This is a genomic window from Acinetobacter sp. ACZLY 512, from assembly GCF_023614015.1.
GTDB classification, from domain to species: Bacteria; Pseudomonadota; Gammaproteobacteria; order Pseudomonadales; family Moraxellaceae; genus Acinetobacter; species Acinetobacter soli.
This window is the reverse complement of sequence record NZ_JAKIVI010000011.1, coordinates 76,579-100,521: the sequence shown is the minus strand read 5'-3', so window position 1 is coordinate 100,521 and position 23,943 is coordinate 76,579. Positions and strand designations below refer to the sequence as shown.

The window sequence follows — 23,943 nt, the reverse complement described above, 5'->3', positions numbered from 1 at the left end:
GGTAGATGGTTTTTCTAATCAAAGTCAGTAATACTAAGAAGATATCGAGATAACTAAAAAAAATTTAGGTGATTATGTTAGACAGTAAGCAATGCGATGCATTTATGGCTGTTGCGGAATACGGTAGTTTTGATTTGGCAGGCGATACGTTATGTATTACGCCTTCAGCGGTTACGCTGCGCGTACAAGCACTGGAAAAACAACTCGGACAATTGCTTTTGATTCGGGCACGCCCATGCACACTGACGCCAGCAGGTCAGCAACTGTTTGAGCATTTACAGCATACACGTCGTCTGGAGCAGAATTTAATGCATACGCTGGCTGGCCCGCAAAAGGCCAGTTTTTTTCAAGCCGTCATTGCTACCAACGCCGATTCGCTTTCGACATGGTTATTGCCTGCATTACATGCGGTGCTTATTCAAGAAAAAATACTGCTACAACTGCGGGTTGATGATCAGTCACACACCTATTCATGGCTACAAAAAGGCATTGTCAGTGGCTGTATTTCGGTGGAAAGTAACCCCATGAAAGGCTGTCAGGCCCAGTATCTTGGCAAAATGAAATATCAGTTAGTCGCGACTCAGGCCTTTACGCAGCAATGGTTTGCACACGGAATCAATCGCACACAACTACGCAGTGCACCGGCCATTATTTTTAATGAGAAAGATCATATTCATTTTAGTGTATTAGAAAGCCAGTTTGGGCTACCGCAAGGCAGTTATCCGTGTCATGTCATTCCTTCATCTGAGTCTTATTTTACCGCAGTGCAACTGGGCATGGGGTATGGCATTGTGCCCGAATTCCAGCTTAAAGCCGCCCAGCAACCGCTGATCAATCTGATGCCTAATTACAGCATCGAGATTCCGTTATATTGGCATCACTGGTCACAACAATCACAACCGTTACAGCGTTTAACTGAGCATATGCTGCATCATGCACGGCATTTTCTGGTGTAAATCTCGACAGGTTTAAATCCACACGCATTTATTTGTTGCAGTCATGGCTACGTTCAATCTCAAAAGCCATTATAATGAGCCGCTTATACGTTCCGTATTGGTTTATCTCATGTCCAAAGCACCATCTGAAAAAAAAATATCCAATAACATTTCGGATCTGATTTATGCTCAATTAAAACAAGATATTTTTAGCTTTGTACTCAAACCCGGTCAGCGTTTTACAGAAACCGATCTGGCCGAGCGTTATGCCGCAAGTCGTACCCCGATCCGACAGGCATTGTATCGTCTGGAGCAGGAAGGTTTTGTGCATGTGCATTTTCGAAGTGGATGGGAAATTCGTCCACTCGAATTTAGGTATTACCAAGAACTTTTTGATTTACGCATGATTTTAGAAAAAGAAGCAGTCAAACGTCTGTGTGCACTCGAACAGCCGCAAGAGTTACCCGCATTGCAAGCCTTACAGGCCATGTGGCTGATTCCTCCCGAACGCTATTTAAAAGACACTGCCGCGTTGATCTTACAAAGTGAAGACTTTCACTGTGCTTTAGTACGTGCTGCCGGTAATCAGCAAATTGCCAAGATTCATCAGGAGGCCAGTGAAAAAATTCGTATTGTACTGAGTCTGGGGGCCATGAAGGCATTAGATGTTGCGCATGCATACGAAGATCATGGTGCGATTTTACGGTGTATCTTAAATAAAGATGCCGAACAGGCCATTCACTTGGCCGAGCACCATGTGCTTGAGAGCATCAACGAAGTAAAAAATATTACTTTGCAAATGCTCAGTGTCATTCACTGATTTCCCGGCGTCTTGGCATGACGATTTTGTGGGTGCCCACATAGGCTTGCTGAAACGGTAAATCATAAACCTGAGCCAAAAAATCAGCCTCAGCGGCCTGTGCTTTGTCTTGTGCGCGAATAATCTGGCTGTCTTTAATAAAGAAAAACTCATCTGCATATAAAAATGCAAGATTCGGATCATGCATAATGGCCACAATGGTATAGCCTCGACGCGACAACTCGTGCAGTTTTTGCATGAGAAAAGCCTGATAGTACACATCCAGATGATTGGTGGGTTCATCGAGTAAAATGACTTTGGGGTTTTGCGTCAAGATGCGTGCAATCATGACCAGTTGGCGCTCACCGCCCGATAGCGTGGTGTAATCGCGATCTTGTAAATGCTCAATTTCCAGCATGCGAAGGGCTTCATAGGCTTGGTCGCGATCGATTTGTGAAGGTGCATAACCCGAAAAAGCAGCACGACCAGTCAGTACCACATCTAATACTTTAAAATTAAAAATACTACGATGGCTTTGTGCAAGAAAACCCAGTTGCATTGCCCGCTGTTTTCCTTTGAGCTTTGCCAAGGGCTGACCATCAAATAAAATTTGACCTGACTGAAGTGGATAAATACCGGCCATCAGATTAAATAGTGTCGATTTACCACTTCCGTTTCGACCAAGTAGTACAGAAAAACAGTTGGACTGGAATTCGAGCTGAATGTCGTGCAGCACCGTTTTTTTCTGGTAGGCAAAATTGACTTGTTGAATTGAAATTGTACTCATAACCATCAAGCCCAGTTCATGCGATAACGACGAATAAGATATAAAAACAAGGGAGCACCGAGCAGCATCGTAAAAATTCCGATTGGAATTTCAAAGGTTGAAAATGTCCGAGACAGATTATCGATAATCAACAAAAATGATCCACCCAAAAAAATGTTCGCTGGAACAGTTTTGGCATTATCTGGCCCAATCAGCATACGCACGACATGCGGTACAAAGAGTCCGTAAAGACTAATAATGCCGGCAACTGCCACAGAGGATGAGGTGGCTAGGGTCACAAATAACACCAACAAAAACTGATCTCGCCTTGGGTCGACGCCAACCGCTTGGGCTTCAAGTTGACCCAGTGCCAGCAAATTCAGCCGCCAGCGCATGCCATACATACCCAGTAAAGACAGGGCAATGGGTAAAACAGCCTGTTCGACTTTGTCCCATGTGGCTTGATGCAAATTGCCCATAGTCCATTGTACAATTGCCTGTAATTTATAAGGATCGCTCAAGTACTGCACAATACTGAGTCCTGCGATAAACAGCCCAGAAACAATCATGCCGGAAAGCAAAATCACCACCACCGAACTTTTTTCATAGCGTTGCTGGGCAAAACCATAGGTCATACATACGGCTAAAATACCAAATAAAAATGCAGATACCTGAACCGGGAGCCAGCCAGTGAGCAGTGCAAGCGCAGCACCTAAAGCCGCGCCAGACGAAATACCCAAAACATAAGAATCTACCAATGGATTTCGAAACAAGGCTTGCAGGGTATTACCCGACGATGCCAGTGCAGCGCCAACTAAAAAGGTAAGAAAGACCCGTGGCATTCGAACATTTACAATAATGTTTTGCATGAGTTCTAGTCGCGCGAGTTCAATATTGCTCAAATGGTTGGGCGTGCTAAAAAAGGCATAAAGTGCATAGCTAAAATCACGTAGACCAAATTGTTCAGATGGCCCAATCAACAAAGAAAATATAATCAGCGGAACAGGGAGCAGATAAATCAAAACAGAAACAGAAGACTTCACTGATTATTCCTTGGATTGAGCCATGTGGATGAGTTGGGTGGCATGCGTTGCCCCATAAAATTCACTTAAAATCCGCTGCATATCATGCGCTGCATCTTGATGCACATCGACTGAACCAGATAACCAGTGTTGTAACTGATTGGCAGCCAACAGAATTTTGGGTGTATGCGGATTAAACAAAAACGCAGGACGCAAGCTATACACCTGCCGTTGCCGAACGGCACTTAAGGTGCTTAGTTCTGGGCGCTCATAAATCTGCTCAGGACGACTGTTCCACAGTAAAATCACATCCGGATTCCACTCCAGAAGTTTCTCTGGATTGACATTGGGTTGATCAATTGAAGTGGTGACCACATTACGTGCCCCGGCAAGTGTCATGACAGTATTGGGCATAGAGTCGATGCCCGAGGTCGAGAAAATCCGCCCTCCAGACCAGCCGTAGTACACGGTTTTTTGCTGCGTTGTATTGTGTTTTTTGGCATTCATCGCGGCAATTTCAGCATCAATAAATTGAAGTAATTGCTGAGCACGCTTGGTGCGTCCTGTCAGGGTGCCTAAATCATGTAATTCTTTTCGGGTTTGTTGCAGATTTTCCGACATCACGGCATATACCGGAATCTGCATTTTTTGTAATACCTTGATCACGTCGGTCTGACCAGCATTGACCACGACCAGATCGGGCTGTAGTGCAACCACACTTTCAATATTGGTCGAGGCTTCCCAGTTACTTGGCGTTGCAATTTGTTTTTGGGCAATACGTCGATCTAAAATGGAATAAGCACGATACAGATCCGGCGCGCTGTAGATTTTGGCAGGAATGCCCACCAGTGCCGAACCTGCACCCAGCATATACAAATCATCGACGCTGGCCTCAAACAGGCACACAATTCGCTGTGCTGGCTTTTGCAATTGAACTCTATTGCCGTATCGGTCTGTCACATCTATTTGAACTGTATTTGCCTGATCTGACGGTACATGTACAGGCGTACAGGCAGCGCATACCAATCCCATAAACGTCAGTAAAAAAATGCATCGGAATAAACCAAAAAATTCAGCGGTCATAGTTTAGGCATCGCGCTCGGGCAGCAGATTGGAAAAAATACGTCAAACGACTTATACAAACTTGTGTACAAGATGGTATTTTATTGTAATTTATCGTAATTGCAACTGTTGGATCACCAAAATGAAACTGCGTAGCAGGCACTTTTTATATTCATTTGCACCATTTTTTTGTGTGCTACACACGGGGTATGCGCAAGAAACCGCGGTATTGCAGACGCTTCAGGTCATGGCACAATCGGAAGATCATTCTTATTTAAATACGCTTAGCTCTGAGGCCACAAAGTCGGGAACCGACCCATTTCAAACTCCGCAGAATGTTCAGGTGGTGAATCAGGCGATGCTCCGAGACAGCAATGCACAGCGTGTTGGGGATGTGATTGGCTTGGTCAGTGGTGTGAGTTTACTCAACCCTTTAGGAGGGCTTTGGGACAATTATTCGTTTCGTGGTTTCAATACCGATCAGACCATTGGTGCTGCTGCGTTACGAAATGGAGTCAATGCGTATCTGGGGCTGAATGCTGCGCATGATTTGATTAATATTGAGCGAATCGAATTTTTAAAAGGGCCAGAAGCTGCACTTTATGGTGCGGGTGATCCGGGCGGAACCATCAATATTGTGACCAAAAAACCGCAATTTCATCCAGAGTATAGTATCGAGCTTCGGGGTGGCTCCTATGATCAGTACCGTACCGCAATCGATGCTAGCAATGCGTTAACCGACACTGTGGCGTATCGTATTGGGGTGGCATATGAAAACAACCACAGCTTTCGAGATGAAGTGAAAAACAATCGATTGTTCGTAGCACCTCAACTGACTTGGCAACCTAATGATGCGACGCAACTTGACTATGACAGCGAATATACAGTCATCAACAGCCTGTTCGATCGGGGAGTGACCGCTGTGAACCAGCAGTTGGGGAAAATTCCCAATACACGTTTTTTGGGTGAAAAAGACGATGGTCTGATGACCATGAATGATTATTTGCAGCAGCTTAGACTTCGCCACCAATGGGCCAATAACTGGACCAGTACCAGCACCATTAACTACAAAGACAACACTTGGCGTGGATTTTCGTCTGAAGCTTATCAACTTTTAAATGCGCAGGGTGATCTCAATCGTGAGCGACGCTATCGTATCTACGACACCACCAGTTATCTGTTTAATCATGATGTACAAGGCGAGCTAGAAACAGCACAAGCCAAGCACCGCTGGTCGATTGGACTAAGCTATAGCGATTTGACCATTCAAAACCATTTGCTGCGTTATCGCAAAAAAGGATCGACCGAGAGTCTGATCAATATTTACCATCCTCAATACGGGATTAATTTACCGGCGGTGTCGAGTGTTTACAACACACATGAGCGTCAAAATAATGTGGTACTGAGCTTAAGTGATGCGATTGAGTTTTCACCTAAGTGGACTTTATTGCTTGCGAGTCGTTTCGACTATTATCAACAACGTTATAAAGAGGTTGTGGCGCAGACATCGGGTCAGCAACGCTTTACTCAGTGGAGCCCGAAAGCTGCACTGAATTATCGAGTGGACGATGCCACTTCAGTATTTGTGAGTGCAGGGCAATCCTTTCACTTAAATTCTGGCTTAGATATCCAGCAACAACCGTTTGCACCCGAAAAAGCATGGACCTATGAACTTGGCATGAAAAAAAGTGTCTTTGATGATCGCCTAATGTCATCATGGTCTATTTTTCAAATCAAGAAGCAAAATGTTCTCACCACCAATCCTGTTGACTCTTCGTACATGATCACTGCTGCTGAGGAAAGCAGTCGCGGTATCGAATGGGACTTCACCGCTCAGCCCATCGATGCACTCAACCTAAAACTGGCCTATGCCTATATTGATGCTAAGGTATCAAAAACTGAGGCGGCTTCGGGCATTCAAAAGGGCAGTGCGCTACTCAATAGCCCGAAACATAATGCCAGCCTGATGATGATGTATGATCTTTGGCAGTCTGGTGAGCAAAAAGTTGCTGTAGGCAGCAATATTCAATATCTGTCAAAGCGCTCAGGCAATGTATATGACAATGGTTTTAATCTTCCAGCTTATACTTTGGTGCATTTAAACGCTGCCTATCAGCTGACGCCTCAGCTCAGTTTTCAGTTCAGCTTGAAGAATCTGTTTAATCAAGCGTATTATGTGTCTAGTTTAAAAGACGAATGGGTGACGCCGGGCAATCCGCGCGAAATGTTTGTAACGCTCAATTATCGTTTTCAATAAGATGAAAATAATATGCGATGATTACATTTCGCTGCATAAAATTAAGTTTGAATTAAGTTCCGGGCACTAATCTTCTTATCAAGCCTAGCAGCTTATGCCAATCTCCAATCGGCATCTTGAAATACCCTTCGCCACACCCTCAGATGTGGCTTTTTTTTGCCTGAAAATTAAGGCATGCACACTCATAATGCAGTTAAACAGCCGACATTGCCACAATCTGATGCAGCGCAGGGCAGAATGGGCCTTTAATCTTGCGTTTCATTATGATTTTTTGCAATTTTACATTGGCATAGTGTTTGCTTAATTTAATTGAGAGTAGAAGCTGTCAACATATAAAAAACGAGTATGTGGGTCATTGCTCTAAGCGTTAGCTTGAAAAAGGCGTGACGTTTAGTGTGACTCAATACTTGACTATCATTTTAGCGTATTGGGTCATGTCATTAAAATTTACTTGAATATGAGTGATAAAAATGAACAGTCGACATTACCCAAAAGCTGAATTTTCAATGCAGGAACTACAAAAAGAATCACGGATGGGCAGTATAGGCACCGAAACCCAACGTGAAATCCGAATGATCGATTTAAGTGACTTTGAGCAGCGCAAATACGAAATTGCCGATCAGCTCTGGTCTGCTGCAATCGAAATCGGTTTTTTTCAGGTGTATAACCATGGAATTTCAAGCCGAGATATCGACCATGCCTTTAAAATGGCCGAGCAATTTTTTGCCTTACCGCGAGATATCAAAGCACAGTATCCCTTAACTCGTAATGCCGGATGGGAAAGCAAAGCACAAATTCGGCCCTCTACACAAACGCCCGATCAGAAAGAGTCCTATCAAATTACCCGGCCACGCATGCAACAGCTTTGGCCAACCGAACAAGAACTTCCACACTTTAAAACCGATATGCTCGATTTTGAACAAAAGTGCTGGTCGGTAGGAATGAAAATTTTATCCTGCTTTGCCTATAAACTCGGTTTTGCAGAAGATTTTTTTACACAGGCACATGATCCTTCGCAGTCAAGTTATCAAAGTACCTTACGCATGCTGCACTATTATGCGGTCGATCCTGCGCTTAAAGAAGAACTAGGATTATGGCGTGCAGGCGCACACACCGATTTTGACTGTTTAACTTTATTGTTTCAGCAAGAAGGCCAAGGGGGCTTGCAGGTGTGTCCGGGCAAAGAAATGGACGAGCAGGAGTGGACCTCGATTGAGCCATGTAAAGATGTTATTACCTGCAACATTGGCGATATGCTCACCCGCTGGAGTGATGATTTATTGCCATCTAATTTCCATCGTGTCAAAAATCCAGCCGATGATGAATACCAAGGCGCTCGCTATAGCCTTGCATTTTTCTGTCAAGCCAATGAGGATGTGCTGATTCAAAGCCCTCAAGGCAAGTATCCCGACATTACCGCCAAAGATTATTTAGCACAGCGTGTCAGTGCCAATTTTTCTGGAAAATATTGATTTCATTTACAAGTCATTTTTTTTGACAAGACAGTCATCAAAATCGAGGCTGTTTTGTCATTAAATCACTCAAATTTAAAGCAAAAATCACATAATTATCATTGTCAGAACACGCGTTAAATTGATAGCATCGAATGGATTCTTGATTGCTAAAAAGTGGCGCAAATGTCTTCAGGACAACAAGTCTTAATAAAACTCAGAAAAATGATTATTGCTGGCGAACTTGCAGGCGGGAGTCGGATTGCTGAAATTCCAACGGCTGAACTACTAGGTGTATCGCGTCAGCCAGTGCGTATGGCTTTTCGACTGCTCGAACAAGAAGGACTCTTGATCAAGAATCCTACGCGTGGTTATCTGGTACGTGAAATTTCTGATCAGTTGATTCAAGATGCGATTGAAGTGCGTGGTGTGCTTGAAGGTTTGGCAGCCAAAACCTTGGCAGAAAAAGGCTTAAACGATGAGCAGAAAAGCACACTTAAAAGCTGTATTGAAGAAATCGAAAAGCTTTTTGCAGCGCACAGCAGTTTCGGCGACGCAGAGATAGAAACCTATGATCATTTTAATGCGATTTTTCATGACACGATTCTTCAAGGGGCAAAAAATATTGCCCTGATGCAGGCGCTCGCTAAGAATAATCAACTACCGTTTGCGTCAGCGCAAGCCATTACCTTCGATTCATCTCAGGCGCTTTCAGAATATCGCCGTTTGCATTACGCACATTTGCAGCATTGCTCCATTTACGATGCGCTGTTGCATCGACAAGCGGGGCGTGCTGAAAACCTGATGCGCGAACATAGCAGTGTTGCCATTTTGGGTGAGACCATTCGGCATCTGATTGCAGATTAAAAAACTCCTATACATGGGCTTAAGATGTATAGGAGAAAACCTTTTATCCAAGCTCAATCACTAAGGTCTCTGACTTGGCTCTTGAGCAGCATGGCGTAAAATACTGATTTGACGCATGCTCTTCATCTGTCATAAACACATCGCGATGCTCTGGAATGCCAGCAAGTACACGGGTCATACAGGTTCCGCATACGCCTTGTTCACATGAAATAGGCACATCAAAACCATGCGCAAGCAGTGCTTGGGTTGCTGTTTGATTGGCCGGAACCTCAATCGTTTGGCCGGAACCGAGAACTTCAATTCGAAAAGACCGGTTACTGGTTTGATCGACTGGTGCAGCAGCAAAATGTTCCTGATGCAATTGCGCATTTGACCAACCCGCCTCAACGGCTGCATCCATCACAAACTGCATAAAACCTGTCGGGCCACAAACATAGAGATGATGGTCTGTACTGGCATCGGCTAATACCTGCGCCATATTGCACGCCGTTTCAGGTTGATCTTGAATATGTAAATGAAGATGATCTGGAAAATGCGTGGTTAAATTGCCATAAAATGCAATCATTTCGTGGCGCCGCACAAAATAATGCAGCTCAAATGGAATCTGATCACGCTTTAATTGATAGGCCATCGATAAGATCGGTGTGATGCCAATTCCCCCTGCAAATAACATGGCGCGGCCAGTTTGCGGATGCAGCTCAAATAAATTACGTGGTGGACTAATCTGTAAACGATCACCTTCGCTATAGTCCAGATGCATACAGCGCGAACCGCCACGTGAATGTTCATCGTGTAACACGCCAATCACGTAACGATGTCTTTCACTGCTACAGTTTGAAAGTGAGTATTGGCGAGTGAAGCCGTTTTTTAAATGCACATCGATATGCGCACCTGCCGAAAAAGCCGGAAGCGAATCGCCTTGTGTCGAAATCAGTTCAAAAGCACGAATATGTGCAGTGAGCTGATGAATTTTATCAATGATCACGTCCATGTCATGCTGCCTTATATCACGCGAATATTGGGAAACTGGCGATCTTGAAGATCTGGCGGTGGCGTTGTTTCTTTGGCTAGCAGACGCTCAATAATTTTTCGTGATTGAACACCACCCGCATCGATATTCAACATTAATAATTTTCTGTGCGGATTGTTCAAAATGTTTTGTTGCTGTTGTTCCAGCATTTGCAAATCTTCGGTAAAGATTTTGCCTTGACCTTCACGAATTTGATCGGTCAATTCATGATTTTCGGGCTGAAAGTGACGTGCCATTCCCCAAAAATACCAATGCGAGGTTTCAGTTTCAGGCGTAATAAAGTCGACCACAATCGCCGAGACTTTCTTGTCTGTAGGTGCATGATATCCGCCATAACCTGCATGCGCCACGCCCACCTCAATATGCACATTACTTGGTGCATAAAAATGGCAGCGCTGCCAGCGATCAACCGGAATATCATCGGCCAAATGGTTGCCACGCAATGCCATTTTCCAAAACGGTGGGGCAATCACATTTTCCATATAACGTTCAGTAATCACATGATCGCCGTCGACCTTGGTCACAGGCAAAGCTTCGTCAATTTCTTTTTGACCAATACTACTCGAATGTACGTAGGTTTCGTGGGTGAGATCCATCAGATTATCAATCATTAATCGATAATCACACTGAATATGAAATAGACCTCCGCCATAGCCCCATTCGGGATGATCGGCCCATTCAAGTTCTGGAAGCGTGCTCTCGTCTGCCAACGCAATATCGCCTGGCCAAACCCAGATAAAACCGTATTTTTCCACAGCAGCATAGGCTTTATTGCACGGAAAACCAGTCACGCGTTGTGCTGGCATTGCGACGGTTTTTCCATCGCAGCCCATGACCAAGCCGTGATAACCACAAACCAGATGACCATCTTCGACATAACCGAGTGACAGCGGTGCGCCGCGATGCGGACAGAAATCTTCTACAGCAGCCACTTTATTTTCTTTGGCACGATAAAAGACGATTTTTTCACCACAAATAGTTCGACCTAATGGCTTGTCCTGAAGATCTTCTGGACGGCAGGCGACGTACCATGCATTTTTTATAAACATTTGTGACAGCTCCTTATCACTTATTGGATCCAATTTAATTGAGTTTTGACTATTCGTCAATTTAGATTTTTCTTTAGAACAAAATTAAATTTGTATGTTTTTTACATAGTTCAGTAATTATTTCATAATATTCATTATTTTTTTATTTAAATGAGATAGGTTTAATCCACATTTAAGTCATAAATAAAAAATCTCATAGATCGAATTGGAAAAGCAATATTGGATCCATATTTGAGGAAATGAAGTTATTTAACTGAACCTGAAGCTTCGCTTGAGAAAAATAAATTAAATGTACGATCATCAATTTATTTGTACGTTTATCGAACAATAAAATCTGGAAATTATTGCTTTGATCAATCGAGTTGATCACTATTTAATATGAGCAGGACGCTCCAGAGACCTGAACACTACCGTTATTTATTTTTAGTTATTTAATTCCTTTTAGGCAATTATGGATATGGATATGCATAATCACCCGGCATTTATACTGTTAAATGTGGCGTGTATCGCTGTCCAGACATGGAGATACCCACATGCAACGCGACGTACTCAGCGAAATTAATCAAAACCCCATGAGCCGCTATCAGTGGTTTGTGATTGGGATCTGTATTTGTTTGAATATCATTGATGGCTTTGATGTGATGGTGATGGCCTTTACCGCACCGTCAGTTTCTGCTGAGTGGTCACTTTCAGGTGCGCAAATCGGAATGTTACTCAGCGCTGGCCTGTTCGGTATGGCCGCAGGCTCCATCTTTTTAGCGCCATTGGCAGATAAAATTGGTCGCCGTTTTCTGATTCTGATTTGTTTGGGGATTTCCGGCCTTAGTATGTTGGCATGTGCCTTTGTGACCAGTCATGGCATGTTGGCTGCATTGCGCTTTATTACGGGTATTGGTGTGGGTGGTATCTTGGCCAGTAGTAACGTATTGGCGAGCGAGTATGCCAATCTAAGATGGCGTAGCCTTGCAGTGAGCCTGATGTCAACAGGTTATGGTATTGGCGCAACTCTGGGTGGTGTATTGTCTTTGGCCTTTGTTGAACACTTAGGCTGGCGCTCGATTTTCTTGGCAGGTGGCGTGACAACACTGCTGATGTTGCTGGTGAGTTATTGGGTATTGCCAGATTCGCTGGATTATTTATTGGCTAAAAAACCAAAACAAGCACTCGAAAAAATCAATGCTGTCATGCAGCGTATGGGGTTAGTTCGCTTAGACACCTTGCCAATCTACGATAAAAATGGCACCAAAGAAGCAGGTGATATTGCAAAACTGTTTCAGGGTAAACAAGGCTTTTTAACCTTATGCCTTTGGTTTTCATTCTTCTTGGTGATGTTCGGATTCTATTTTGTCATGAGCTGGACACCAAAGATTTTGATCAGCATGGGAATGTCACCAGATCAAGGCGTGAGTACGGGTATTTTAATCAGTATTGGTGGAATTTTTGGTGCGGCAATTATTGGCTTACTGGCCTCACGTGTCAAAATTTTCTATGCGCTCAGTGTATTTTTAGGTTTAACCGCTGCATGTGTCTGGCTCTTTGTGGCAGTCTCATCGCAAGTCAGCATTGCACTGGTGGTCGGGCTGTTGCTTGGCACACTCATTAATGGCTGCGTGGCAGGCTTGTATTCAATTTCGCCAACCATTTACGATGCCAATATTCGTAGTCGTGGAGTGGGCTACGCAATTGGATTTGGCCGAATTGGTGCCATTATATCGCCAACGGTTGCAGGTATGTTTTTAGACAAGGGTTTGGCACCTGCAACTTTATATGCCTATTACGGTATCGTATTTGTTTTGGCAATCTTCCTGATTTTAAGTCTAGGTAAGGCATTTTATCGTCAGCACGATCAAGATACAGATGTAAAACCTGTTAAATCATTGGCTTGAGTAGTTAATGGTTCGTATCATTCTTGAATGCTGGCTTTACTGAGTTCACTCATGAGTACAATTTAAGGAATGCTTACTGCTTTAAAAAAGATCCTGCTTAAGCAGGATCTTTTGATTTTAAGCGTTACTGGTGTTGGCAAGTTCAGTCTGCCACGCATCGTATTGATAGACCCAGTCGGCGTTACCTTGCTGCTTCATCCATTGATTGCCACGAGATCCGAGTTGAATTTTAGCGGTGCGCTCTTGTCGAGTGAGTTCATAAACTTGAAGTGCCCGTTCAACATCTGCGTGAGAGCTGACCGATGCAAGGCAGCGTCCAAGTACTACCGCATCTTCAATTGCCATACCGGCACCTTGTGCCATAAATGGAAGCATTGGATGACAGGCATCACCCAATAGCGTTACACAACCGACAGACCAATTTTGTAGTGGATCACGTTCATAAAGCGCACTTTTTAGGGTCGTGTCACAGGCATCAAGCAGGGCACGTGCATCCGCATGAAAATCTTTATAAAATGCGCGCAATTCATTTACGTCACCTTCACTGGTCCATGATTCTTCTGTCCAGCTCTCTTGCCCGGTAGTCGCAAAAATAAAGGTGTCTTTACCTTGATTGAGTGGGAACGTCACAATCTGCTGCTGAGGGACTGGGCCCCACCATTTGGTAAACGCATCGATTTCGGGTACATGTTGTACTCTTTCTGTCGGTACAACAGAGCGAAAAGACACAATTCCGGTAAAGCGTGGAGATTCTTCGCCAAATAAAGCACTACGCACACGTGAATGGATACCATCTGCACCAATCACCACATCAAACTGTTGTTGGGTACCATCTTCAAAACTTAAATCAATGCCGGATGCATGCTGCTCTAAATGACACAGACGTTTGGAAAACTGAATGTGTTCGATAGGAAATAATTCGGCCAAAGCGTGAATAATATCTGCACGGTGGATGGTGACCTGTGGTGCACCATAGTGTTGTTCAGCCACTTGGCTCATACCTAAGCGAGAGGTTTCAAGGCTCGTATCCCAATCACGGCTGATTCGATAAGTCGGCATGGCTCCTAATTTACGAATGGTCTGGCCAGCACCTAAGCCATCCAGTGCTTTAACCACATTTGGGGTGAGATTAATGTCTGCTCCCACACGTGAAAATGTAGCAGCTTGTTCAAAGACCGTGACCTTGTGGCCCGCCTTACTTAAGGCAATTGCGGCAGCCAAACCGCCAACACCACCGCCAACGATTGCAATTCGTAATGTGTCCATACCTGTATTCTCGTTTTATTTTACCTAAAAGATCGAGTTATTGTTTGTTTTGAATATAAAACAAAGTTAAATATATAAAACAATCTATATCATCAAGCTGAACTTGAGCAATGTCAAGTCATTCGTTTGAGAGAAAATCATGTTGATTTTTTAAGGTACAGATAAAGTGGGAGAAATCATCAAAAATAATGCAAGACTAAAGATGAGTGGTCGGCAATCCATTGCCCATAACACTAATAAATAAATTTTGAAATTTTTTCAGCAGTTTCAATGACCTGTTTGGATATATCTTGCTTAAATGTTGTTTCGTCATAGGTGCTGATCGGGCAGCTAACAGACAACACCGCCACCATTTCTTTTGAAGACTGACGATAAATCGGTGCTGCACATGCTGCCATGTCATGGTTGTAATGACCCCAGCTCACCATCGATGCCTGAGTTTTCACAAAGTTTAAACGCAGTAGCAGTTCTTTTAGATTTTTTGGGGTCAGTTCGGAAAAAGTATCCCATTCATCAAACTTACGGTAGCGCTGACGAATTTCTGTTTCGGGTAAATTTGATAACAGTAATTGACCAATGACGGTGGCGTGAGCTGGCCAGCGCGTACCCAAACTAATGGTACTGGTGAATGGGCCGGTCGACTGAATATTATTTACAAAGACGATATGCGTACCTTCTAAAATAGAAAGATGTACTGCAATTTTGGTTTGATCGCGTAAATCTTTCATCAAAGGTGTCGATAAATCGAGCAGTGACAGCTTTGACAAACTGTTAAAACCTAGCTCCATGACTTTGGAATCTAGCGCATAGGTTTTCTGCGATGCTTTGCGCAAAAATCCACAGGATTCTAAGGTGTAAATCAAACGAAATGCACTAGAACGATTCACATCTAAAATTTCGGCAATTTCAGAAATGGTCATTTCCTGTGCTTCTTGATTGAACGCCTGCAAGATGGCTAAACCGCGTACAAGCCCTGGAACCAAATAGCGATCGTCATTTTTGCTCGCCTCGACGTCTACGACATCTTCTTCTACAACTATGCTCATTCGATAAAAATTCCTAGAAATAAAAGGGGGAATGATTTTGGTGCAATGTGCTTTATTTTGATTCTATTGTAATGATAAAGAATACTTAAAACAATGTTTATATATAAAACTAAATTTAATTGATAAAACGTAATAAAATATTTAAAAATAATTAAGATTATGAAATATATAAATTTTTATTTATTGACATAAAATCAATTTGAGGATTATTCTTTGCATATGTTTTGGAAATAAACAAATGTTTTGTATATAAAACAATATCGAGGGCTCAAACGATGAGTTGGATTTCAGTTTGTGGCATTGATGATGTCTCGGAAGATGAACCAAAAGCAGTTGAAGTAAACGACAAAAAAATTGGTGTATTCGTTATCGATGAGCAGTACTTCGCAATCGAAAATGTGTGTCCACATGCGTTTGCGTTGCTCACAGAAGGCTTTATTGAAGATCAAACCGTAGAGTGTCCATTGCACGAAGCGATTTTTGATATTCAAACCGGTGAACTAAAAAGCGGACCAGGATGTCGTGATCTGTGTACTTATCCCGTGCGCGTGGACGGGCAACAGATCCAGATTCAACTGTAATAGCAAGCAAGGAAATTTGCCGTGAAACAATTTAACGAAAAACTGGCCAATTGGATTAACGCCACACCTTCACTGGAAGCTGGTATCAACAATATCCAGATTCCGGGTCAAGTAGAGCATTTGGTTTGGCAAACCCGTTATAAATCACCCACTGCATATGAACAGGATTTTGTTAAACACCTGATCCAGGCTTTTGCTTCTGGGGTTACAGAGCTAAATGATCTGGTTGCAGCGCTAAATCAGCAAGGTTTTCGTCGCGAATCTGGTGAAGTTTGGACCATGCAGAGCTTTAGCGAAGAAATGCAGCGTTTGGGTTATTGAGATCAGGGAAGAAAAGACATGAATGCAATCTATCAACAAGCTTCAAGTACAGAAGACTATCTTGAACTGGGTTTACGTGATCAATGGTATCCCGTTCTGGCCAGTTGGGAAGTCAATGCAAATCCGGTTGGAATCACTCGTTTAGGTGAAAATATTGTGGTGTGGCGTGATCATGACGGTCAATTGCATGCACTTGAAGACCGCTGTCCGCACCGTGGCGCTCGTTTGTCGTTAGGTTGGAATCTTGGAAACCGAGTTGCCTGCTGGTATCACGGTGTAGAAGTGAATGGCAAGGGGATGGTTGAAGATGTACCTGCTGTACATGAATGTCCACTTAAAGGCGCTGAATGTGTAAAAAGCTATCCAGTGATAGAAAAGCACGATGCCATCTTTATTTGGTTTGGTCTGGATCCGAACGAACCACCAGCGGAACTAGCTTTCCCGGAGCAATTGGCCAGTGAAGAATGGAGTTCATTTTTGTGTCAGGCCGACTGGAAGGTCAATCATCAGTATGCAATTGATAACGTAATGGATCCTATGCATGGAACGTATCTGCACTGTACCTCGCATTCTATGGCAGAAGGTGAGCGTACAGCCGAGATGAAGCATCGCAATACCGAACATGGCTTTATTTTCGAAAAAGAAGGTCAAACTGGGGTGAACTTCGACTGGGTCGAATATGGCCAAACTGGAACCAGCTGGTTACGTTTATCGATCCCGTATCGCAAAGAATTTGGTCCGGGTGGAGTGTTCTGGATTGTCGGCTTTGCCACGCCTATCGATGCCAATAATACGCGCGTGTTTTTCTGGCGCTGCCGTCAGGTGTCTGGCTGGCAACGCCACGTATGGCGGTTCTTGTATCGCAATCATCTTGAAAAACTCCACTGGGATGTACTGGAGCAAGATCGCATCATTTTGGAAAATCTTGCGCCAAATGCACGTTCAAAAGAGTTTTTGTATCAACACGATGTGGGCTTATCGCGCTTACGCCGTCTGATGAAAAAAGATGCCGAAAAGCAGCTGAAAAAAATCGCGTTGCTGGATACCTCGGCGCTGGCACAAACGCCTTAAGGATTGGTTATGTCTTCTCATACATTACTGCAAGGTAAAAAAATCATTGTGACCGGAGCGGCACGTGGCTTGGGGCTTGGCTTTGCACAAGCTATCGCACAAGCGGGCGCGCAGGTTGTGATGGCAGATATTCTAGATGAACTGGTTCACCAAGAAGCCGCTGACTTGAACCAGCAGGGCCTAACCGTTTATTCAACTGCACTCGATTTGTCACAGCCTGAATCTGTACATCAGTGTGCTGAGTTTGCCATTCAAAAAATGGGCGGGCTGGATGGTTTGGTCAATTGTGCTGCACTGGCAACCGGAGTCGGTGGTCAAGATTTAATGGAATATGATCCTGTGCTATGGGATCGGGTCATGACCATTAATGTAAAAGGCACATGGCTGATGGTGCAGGCATGCGTGCCATATTTGAAGCAATCCGGTAGCGCAAAAATCGTCAATATCGCCTCGGATACCGCATTGTGGGGAGCACCTCGATTGATGGCTTATGTGGCCAGTAAAGGGGCCATTCTTTCCATGACGCGTTCAATGGCGCGAGAGTTAGGCGAATTTGAGATTTGCGTCAACACCATTTCACCGGGCCTAACCTTGGTGGAAGCAACTGAATATGTACCGCAAGAACGTCACAATCTTTATGTCACTGGACGCGCAATCCAGCGTCAGCAGCATCCGCAAGACTTAAACGGCACTGCAATTTATTTATTGTCCGATCTGGCTTCATTTGTGACGGGACAGAATATTCCGGTCAATGGTGGCTTTGTCTTTAATTAGGAGCGTTATGCATGATCAAGGGAATCGAAATTTTAAAATTTGGTGTAGAAGACAGGGCTCAAACCACAAAGTTTCTGCGTGATTTCGGGTTGTCTCAGCATACATCTGATCTGGACAATACTGAACTCTTTCAAACACAAAACGGCAGCAAACTTTATATATTTGATCTCGCCGATTCACGTTTACCTGCTGCAATTGAAGCGGGTTCCACCTTACGTGAAGTGACATGGGGGGTAAGCGAAGACACTGACTTGAATCACTTTGCGCTGTGTTTAAAAGACGTCGACGGTTTTGAGCAAGGTGAAGGTTATGTTCAGTGCCGCGATCCAAATGGTATGACCATCGTATTTCAGCGTTCAATCACGCACGATGTACCTGAACAAAAAACAGAAGGTATCAATCAATACGGCAATATCCAGCGCATTAATGCCGCCAGTCCCGTATATGAAAAAGGTGAGCCGATTGCCATAGGTCATGTGGTGTTCTTTACACCTGATTTAGCAAAGACCGAAGATTTTTATAAAGAAAAATTGGGCTTTTACCTATCCGATGCTTATGTCAATCGTGGGGCATTTCTGCGCTGTCGTGGCGAAGGCTATCACCATGATCTGTTCTTGTTGTCCGTTCCAAATAAACCTGCGGGCCTAAATCATGTGGCTTTTGTGGTACGTGATATCCATGAGGTGATTGGCGGTGGTCTACACATGAATCGTTCGCAGTGGTCCACCTTCATCGGGCCGGGGCGTCATCCAATTTCTTCGGCGTACTTCTGGTATGTGAATTCTCCATTGGGCGGTGCATTTGAGTATTACACCAACGACGATTATCTCACTGAGGCATGGCAACCACGTTTTGAAGAACATCGTCTGGAGCTTTTTACTGAGTGGGCGATTGAAGGTGGGCTTGATCATGATACGCGTCGTCAGGTGAAACCTGTATCGCATTAAAAAAGGATTAAAGGAGAGAGGACATGGAGAGAATCGTAGTGGTAGGAGCAGGGCAGGCAGCAGGTTGGGCTGTAAGCACGCTTAGACAAGAAGGCTTTACTGGCGAAATTCATGTGGTTTCAGACGAAAACCAGATTTTTTATGAGCGTCCACCACTATCAAAGCAAGTGCTGTCGAAAGAAGCTACTTACGACAGTCTAAATTTATTTTCTCCTGAACAAATTGATGCTTTCTCGATCCATCTACACAAACCTGACCGTGCTACACAAATTGATCGTGTGAGTCAGCAAGTCACTTTGGAAAGTGGCAAAGTCCTTGCCTATGACAAATTACTGATTGCCACTGGGAGCCGTGCACGAGTTCCAGCCAATACATGGAAAGATATACCAAATGTTGTGACATTACGAGATGTCCAAGATTGCGAGCGTTTAGCAAAACTACTCGATACAGCACAGTCTGTGGCGATTGTGGGTGGTGGATGGATCGGGCTTGAAATTGCGGCAACCGCACGTAAACAGGGCAAAACTGTAGATGTATTTGAATATGCTGAACGTCTATGTGCCCGTAGCGTTAGTCCAGAAGTGTCTAAGTTTTTGTATGACATTCACACCGCACAGGGCACACATATTCACTTAAACAGTAAAAACTTGCATTTGATCGAAGCCTCTAACGGAAACGTTAATTTGCTCAATCATCCTGAACCATCGCGTTGTTACGACTGCGTGGTGGTCGGAGCAGGTGCCGAAATTGCCAAAGAGTTGGGCGTTCATGCTGGCTTAGAGGTAAAAGACGGCATAGTGGTGAATCGTTTCGGACAAACTTCCGATGCAAATATTTATGCTGCCGGCGATGTCGCGATTCATCCGGTCTTGGGGTATTGCATCCAGTCTTGGGCCAATGCACAAAATCAGGCAATCGCGGCAGCAAAATCCATGATGGGTGTGGCAACGGAATATGCCGACATTCCATGGTTATGGTCCGATCAGTATCACTTCAATATTCAAATTTTGGGCACCTATCAACCCGAGTTAAATCCGAGCTTGGTGGTGCGTCAATGTAGTGATACCCAGATCAGTTATTTGTATCTGGATGCACAGCAGCGCTTGATCAACATGATTGCAGTCAACGACGCCAAGCTGGTCAAGCTGGCCAAGCGTTGGATTCAAAATGGCACCGTACTCGATCCAGCGCAACTGACAAATCCAGAATTTAATGTCATGAAGCTTAAACCTTAATAAGGCTTCACGACGTCTAGCCAGATCAATCATTTTCAGATCTTTAGCCAAATCGAAGGAACGCTTGCATGTTAAATGATGTAGATGAAAAAAAAGGATTCAAACACTGGATACCTGCATTTGTATTGATGGCCTGTGTGGTACTGGCATTCTTTGACAAGATTAGTATTGCCGTGCTGTTTTCAGATCCGCACTTTCAAGATGCCATGGGGATTGCACAGGATAAAGCAAAACTGGGTTGGTTAATGACCAGCTTTTTATTGGCCTACGGATTCTCATCGATTTTCTTAAGTTTTCTCGGAGATATATTTAATCCGAAAAAGATGCTGTTTTGGAGCGTCACTTCTTGGGGTGTGCTGATGTTTATCATGGGTTTTACCACCCATTATGGCACCATGCTGTTGTTACGAGTTCTGCTAGGTATTGCAGAAGGTCCGTTGTTTGCTTTGGCCTATGCAATTGTCAAACAAACCTATACAGATCGTCAGCAAGCGCGTGCATCGACCATGTTTTTGCTGGGAACACCGATTGGCGCTTTTCTAGGCTTCCCAATTACCGCAGCCGTTTTGGCCAAGCATGACTGGCACACCACCTTTTTTGTAATGGCTGGCTTAACCCTGATTGTCATGCTGTTGGTGTTGGTGGGGCTACGCAATCTTAATTTACGTAAGTCGATCGAACTCGAAGGGACCGGTAAACGTGTCAATTTTCAGGGACACCTCAAAAATACCAAAGTGTTACTAAAAAACGGCGCTTTTTGGTTGGTGTGTTTGTTCAATATCGCCCTCATGACCTATTTGTGGGGACTCAATAGCTGGGTGCCGTCTTACTTAATTCAAGACAAGGGATTCAATCTCAAAGAGTTCGGTTTTTATTCGAGCTTACCATTTATAGCTATGCTAATTGGTGAAATTGTCGGTGCGATATTTTCAGACAAATTGGGGAAGCGTGCTGTTCAGGTCTTTGGTGGGTTACTAATAGCCGGAATTTCGCTTTACGTCATGGTGCTGATGACCAGTCCACTTCTCATTATTGCGGCCATGTCGGTCAGTTCAATGGCATGGGGTTTTGGCGTAGCGGCTATTTTTGCCCTGCTGGCGCGTGTCACGACTGCCGATGTAGGTGCAACCGCAGGGGGAATATTTAATGGTTTGGCAAATTTTGCCAGTGCGGCCGCTCCAGTTCTGATTGGCATGATTGTGATGCAAACAGGCAGTTTTAACTTGGGAATCACGTTCTTGGCCGTGGTGGCAATTGTGGGATCGTTCTTTCTTACCCCATTACTCAAACGTTACTAATTCATTTTCAATTTTAAGTAGGAGTCAGTCATGAGTACTCAACAATTTGAATCATGGAATCAACCAGAAGGAACCAGTTTAGAAGAATGGTTAACTACCCGTATCGCCCGATTCGAGACACGTGAATACGATTTCGACGCGCTCAAGTTTCAGGCCGATTATGACCCGAAATACCGCCGTGCACAGATGCGTTACATGGGGTCTGGTGCAACAGGCGTAGGGCAAGATAGCAATACCGTTCCTGCAGAAAACTTTACCTTTTCGACCATGGTCTTGCCGCCACAATGTGAAGGGCCATTGCACATTCATCACGATGTGGAAGAAGTGTTCTTTATGTTGCGTGGTGAAATTGACCTGTTTATCGAGCATAACGGTGAAAAATTTAGTACGCGTTTAAAAGAACGTGATCTGATTTCGATTCCACCAGGAATTTACCGAGGTCTGTTTAATCCGGGTCAAGACGATGCCTTGATGTGTGTGATGCTCGGTGCGGGTAAGCCGACGATTCCGAATTATCCGCCTGAACATCCGTTGTCTCAAATTAAACGTAACTAAGTGCAGATATAGCGCGCAGCTACATCAATCTTCAAAACGGGAACTCGACGCACTCCTTGGCGTGCAAAAGTTCCCTATATCGGGAAATCATGATGACACTTGTCGAAAAATTACAGCATTTTCCAGTTCAGATGCTTGAGGTTTCTGGTGCTACACAAGCCTATCGTGAGTCTGGCTCAGGTGAACAGGTGCTGGTGCTATTACATGGCATCAGCTCAGGTTCGGGGTCTTGGGTGCAGCAATTGGAAATACTGGGTCATCATTTTCGCGTTATTGCATGGGATGCACCGGGGTATGGATTATCAGATCCTTTAAACACGGCCGAGCCCAAAGCAACAGATTATGCCGAGCGTTTAAAAGCACTTCTGGATGGTCTGAACATCGATACAGCGATTGTGGTTGGCCACTCGCTTGGTGCATTGCAGGCCTGTGCATTTGCCCAGTGTTATCCCGATCGTGTGGAACAACTCATTATTGCAAATGTGGCGCAGGGTTATGAGCGTTACAGCGCCGAACAACAGGCTGATGTATATCACAAACGGCCAAAATTATTGGTCGAGCTAGGTCAAACAGGATTGGCTCAGACACGTGGGCCGCATCTCACTTTTTTAAAAACGCCAGTGATTCTAGAGTTGATTGAACAGGTCATGCAGAACCTGCACCTCGAAGGATTCACACACGCATCTTATTTATTGGCATATGACGAAATTCGAAATTACTTAAACGGTTTAAAGGTGCCTTGCACCGTGATTGCGGGTCAATGCGACAGCATTACACCTGCTGAAGCAATCAAAAAGCTGGCACAAGAAATTCAATGTCGAAACTACATCGAGATTCAAGCGGCAGGGCATTTGAGCTATGTCGATCAGGTTGAATCATTTAACCAAATTGTTTTGTCCGTCAAGCAGCATATTAACGAGAGATAATCTATGAGCTTCCAAGTTGAAGGAAAAGTAGCAGTAGTCACAGGTGGCTCTTCTGGTATCGGATTGGCTGCAGTGGAAATTTTAGTTGCAGAAGGTGCCAAAGTGGCATGGTGTGGGCGTGATCAAGTACGTTTAGACAACTCAAAACAATACATTTTAGAGAAGTTTCCAAGCGCACAAATTTACACACAAAATTGTAATGTTTTAGACAAACACGATGTTCAACAGTTTGCGCAAACGGTACATCGTGAACTGGGCAATGTCGACATGCTGATCAATAATGCGGGTCAGGGGCGCGTCTCGAGTTTTGAAGATACTCAAGATGAAGACTGGATGAAAGAAATCGAGTTGAAATACTTTAGTGTACTGCATCCCGTACGCGCTTTTTTAGACGATCTTAAACGCTCGGAAATCGGTTCAATTACCAATGTGAATTCTTTACTGGCGTTACAGCCTGAACCTCACATGATCGCAACCTCATCTGCACGCGCAGCTCTGCTTAATTTAACCCATTCGTTGGCACATGAATTTAATCAGTTTAAGGTGCGGGTCAATTCAATTTTACTGGGCATGGTCGAATCGGCGCAGTGGAAGCGTCGTTATGCCAACCGTTCAGATCAAGAACAATCTTGGGAAGAGTGGACTGCCAATATTGCCAAAAAACGCGGAATTCCAATGCAGCGCTTGGGTAAACCTGAGGAGCCTGCTCGCGCACTGGTATTTCTTGCATCGCCGTTAGCGTCTTATACCACAGGTTCAACAATTGATGTTTCTGGCGGATTTAACAAGCATTTATAAG

Annotated in this window: 23 protein-coding genes; 16 read left to right on the top strand and 7 right to left on the bottom strand. The window is 44.2% G+C overall.

From position 1 onward, the window contains the following. Positions 1-74: 74 nt before the first annotated feature. Positions 75-956 carry a LysR family transcriptional regulator ArgP gene (locus L2096_RS12685; protein WP_250365558.1) on the top strand — a complete coding sequence of 294 codons (882 nt, stop codon included), beginning with the start codon at positions 75-77 and terminating at the stop codon, positions 954-956. A 109-nt stretch (positions 957-1,065) separates the two neighbouring features. Next, a complete protein-coding gene (locus L2096_RS12680) occupies positions 1,066-1,755 on the top strand; it encodes a GntR family transcriptional regulator (protein WP_039909863.1) in 690 nt (229 codons plus the stop codon). Here L2096_RS12680 and L2096_RS12675 read toward each other — a convergent pair. Genes L2096_RS12675 through L2096_RS12665 form a run of 3 tightly spaced genes read right to left on the bottom strand, consistent with a single transcriptional unit; the run spans position 1,745 to position 4,605 of the window. Then, positions 1,745-2,521 carry an ABC transporter ATP-binding protein gene (locus L2096_RS12675; RefSeq protein WP_228205181.1) on the bottom strand — a complete coding sequence of 259 codons (777 nt, stop codon included), beginning with the start codon at positions 2,519-2,521 and terminating at the stop codon, positions 1,745-1,747. The two genes, L2096_RS12680 and L2096_RS12675, sit on opposite strands and share 11 nt — an antisense overlap. 5 nt (positions 2,522-2,526) lie before the next feature. After that, positions 2,527-3,543 carry a FecCD family ABC transporter permease gene (locus L2096_RS12670; RefSeq protein ID WP_004935853.1) on the bottom strand — a complete coding sequence of 339 codons (1,017 nt, stop codon included), beginning with the start codon at positions 3,541-3,543 and terminating at the stop codon, positions 2,527-2,529. A 3-nt stretch (positions 3,544-3,546) separates the two neighbouring features. Next, complete coding sequence (locus L2096_RS12665; RefSeq protein WP_250365557.1) at positions 3,547-4,605, bottom strand: ABC transporter substrate-binding protein; 1,059 nt, start codon at positions 4,603-4,605, stop codon at positions 3,547-3,549. A 121-nt stretch (positions 4,606-4,726) separates the two neighbouring features. Here L2096_RS12665 and L2096_RS12660 point away from each other — a divergent pair, with 121 nt between their 5' ends. The 3 genes from L2096_RS12660 to L2096_RS12650 all read left to right on the top strand — a co-directional run bounded on the left by L2096_RS12660 (position 4,727) and on the right by L2096_RS12650 (position 9,159). Then, positions 4,727-6,841 carry a TonB-dependent siderophore receptor gene (locus L2096_RS12660; protein WP_250365556.1) on the top strand — a complete coding sequence of 705 codons (2,115 nt, stop codon included), beginning with the start codon at positions 4,727-4,729 and terminating at the stop codon, positions 6,839-6,841. A gap of 470 nt (positions 6,842-7,311) precedes the next feature. After that, positions 7,312-8,313, top strand: a complete 1,002-nt coding sequence (locus L2096_RS12655) for an isopenicillin N synthase family dioxygenase (RefSeq protein ID WP_250365555.1) — start codon at positions 7,312-7,314, stop codon at positions 8,311-8,313. A 165-nt stretch (positions 8,314-8,478) separates the two neighbouring features. Then, complete coding sequence (locus tag L2096_RS12650) at positions 8,479-9,159, top strand: GntR family transcriptional regulator (protein ID WP_104124465.1); 681 nt, start codon at positions 8,479-8,481, stop codon at positions 9,157-9,159. A gap of 43 nt (positions 9,160-9,202) precedes the next feature. Here the strand turns inward: L2096_RS12650 and L2096_RS12645 are convergent, their stop codons facing one another. Both L2096_RS12645 and L2096_RS12640 read right to left on the bottom strand, forming a co-directional pair. Then, positions 9,203-10,150, bottom strand: coding sequence for a PDR/VanB family oxidoreductase (locus L2096_RS12645; protein WP_250365554.1), 948 nt, complete (start codon positions 10,148-10,150; stop codon positions 9,203-9,205). An 11-nt stretch (positions 10,151-10,161) separates the two neighbouring features. Then, positions 10,162-11,238: an aromatic ring-hydroxylating dioxygenase subunit alpha gene (locus tag L2096_RS12640; protein ID WP_151868439.1), complete on the bottom strand. Its 1,077-nt coding sequence runs from the start codon at positions 11,236-11,238 to the stop codon at positions 10,162-10,164. A gap of 533 nt (positions 11,239-11,771) precedes the next feature. Between L2096_RS12640 and L2096_RS12635 the strand changes: the two genes are divergently transcribed. Next, entirely contained in the window at positions 11,772-13,124 is a 1,353-nt protein-coding gene (locus L2096_RS12635; protein WP_004946021.1) for an MFS transporter, read from the top strand. A 117-nt stretch (positions 13,125-13,241) separates the two neighbouring features. Here the strand turns inward: L2096_RS12635 and L2096_RS12630 are convergent, their stop codons facing one another. Further along, positions 13,242-14,390 carry an FAD-dependent monooxygenase gene (locus L2096_RS12630; protein WP_250365553.1) on the bottom strand — a complete coding sequence of 383 codons (1,149 nt, stop codon included), beginning with the start codon at positions 14,388-14,390 and terminating at the stop codon, positions 13,242-13,244. 233 nt (positions 14,391-14,623) lie between these two features. Next, the gene (locus L2096_RS12625) at positions 14,624-15,436 is read right to left on the bottom strand and encodes an IclR family transcriptional regulator (RefSeq protein WP_250365552.1); all 813 of its coding nucleotides are present in this window, start codon (positions 15,434-15,436) and stop codon (positions 14,624-14,626) included. A 275-nt stretch (positions 15,437-15,711) separates the two neighbouring features. Between L2096_RS12625 and L2096_RS12620 the strand changes: the two genes are divergently transcribed. From L2096_RS12620 to L2096_RS12575, 10 genes are all read left to right on the top strand, one after another. Further along, complete coding sequence (locus L2096_RS12620) at positions 15,712-16,017, top strand: non-heme iron oxygenase ferredoxin subunit (protein ID WP_004935872.1); 306 nt, start codon at positions 15,712-15,714, stop codon at positions 16,015-16,017. A gap of 21 nt (positions 16,018-16,038) precedes the next feature. Then, the gene (locus L2096_RS12615; protein ID WP_004935877.1) at positions 16,039-16,338 is read left to right on the top strand and encodes a recombinase-like helix-turn-helix domain-containing protein; all 300 of its coding nucleotides are present in this window, start codon (positions 16,039-16,041) and stop codon (positions 16,336-16,338) included. An 18-nt stretch (positions 16,339-16,356) separates the two neighbouring features. Further along, complete coding sequence (locus L2096_RS12610; protein ID WP_004935879.1) at positions 16,357-17,409, top strand: Rieske 2Fe-2S domain-containing protein; 1,053 nt, start codon at positions 16,357-16,359, stop codon at positions 17,407-17,409. Between the two features lie 9 nt (positions 17,410-17,418). Next, on the top strand, positions 17,419-18,183 hold the full coding sequence (locus L2096_RS12605; protein ID WP_004935881.1) for an SDR family oxidoreductase: 765 nt from the start codon (positions 17,419-17,421) through the stop codon (positions 18,181-18,183). Between the two features lie 11 nt (positions 18,184-18,194). Continuing rightward, positions 18,195-19,130 (top strand): VOC family protein, encoded by a 936-nt coding sequence (locus L2096_RS12600; protein ID WP_119026489.1) that lies wholly within the window; start codon positions 18,195-18,197, stop codon positions 19,128-19,130. A gap of 23 nt (positions 19,131-19,153) precedes the next feature. Then, complete coding sequence (locus tag L2096_RS12595; protein ID WP_250365551.1) at positions 19,154-20,365, top strand: NAD(P)/FAD-dependent oxidoreductase; 1,212 nt, start codon at positions 19,154-19,156, stop codon at positions 20,363-20,365. 68 nt (positions 20,366-20,433) lie between these two features. After that, positions 20,434-21,663 (top strand): MFS transporter, encoded by a 1,230-nt coding sequence (locus tag L2096_RS12590; protein WP_004946034.1) that lies wholly within the window; start codon positions 20,434-20,436, stop codon positions 21,661-21,663. 30 nt (positions 21,664-21,693) lie between these two features. After that, positions 21,694-22,218, top strand: a complete 525-nt coding sequence (locus L2096_RS12585; protein ID WP_004935895.1) for a cupin domain-containing protein — start codon at positions 21,694-21,696, stop codon at positions 22,216-22,218. An 89-nt stretch (positions 22,219-22,307) separates the two neighbouring features. Continuing rightward, entirely contained in the window at positions 22,308-23,144 is an 837-nt protein-coding gene (locus L2096_RS12580; protein WP_250365550.1) for an alpha/beta fold hydrolase, read from the top strand. Positions 23,145-23,147: 3 nt separating this feature from the next. After that, positions 23,148-23,942: an SDR family oxidoreductase gene (locus tag L2096_RS12575; protein ID WP_004946038.1), complete on the top strand. Its 795-nt coding sequence runs from the start codon at positions 23,148-23,150 to the stop codon at positions 23,940-23,942. Position 23,943 lies beyond the last annotated feature (1 nt).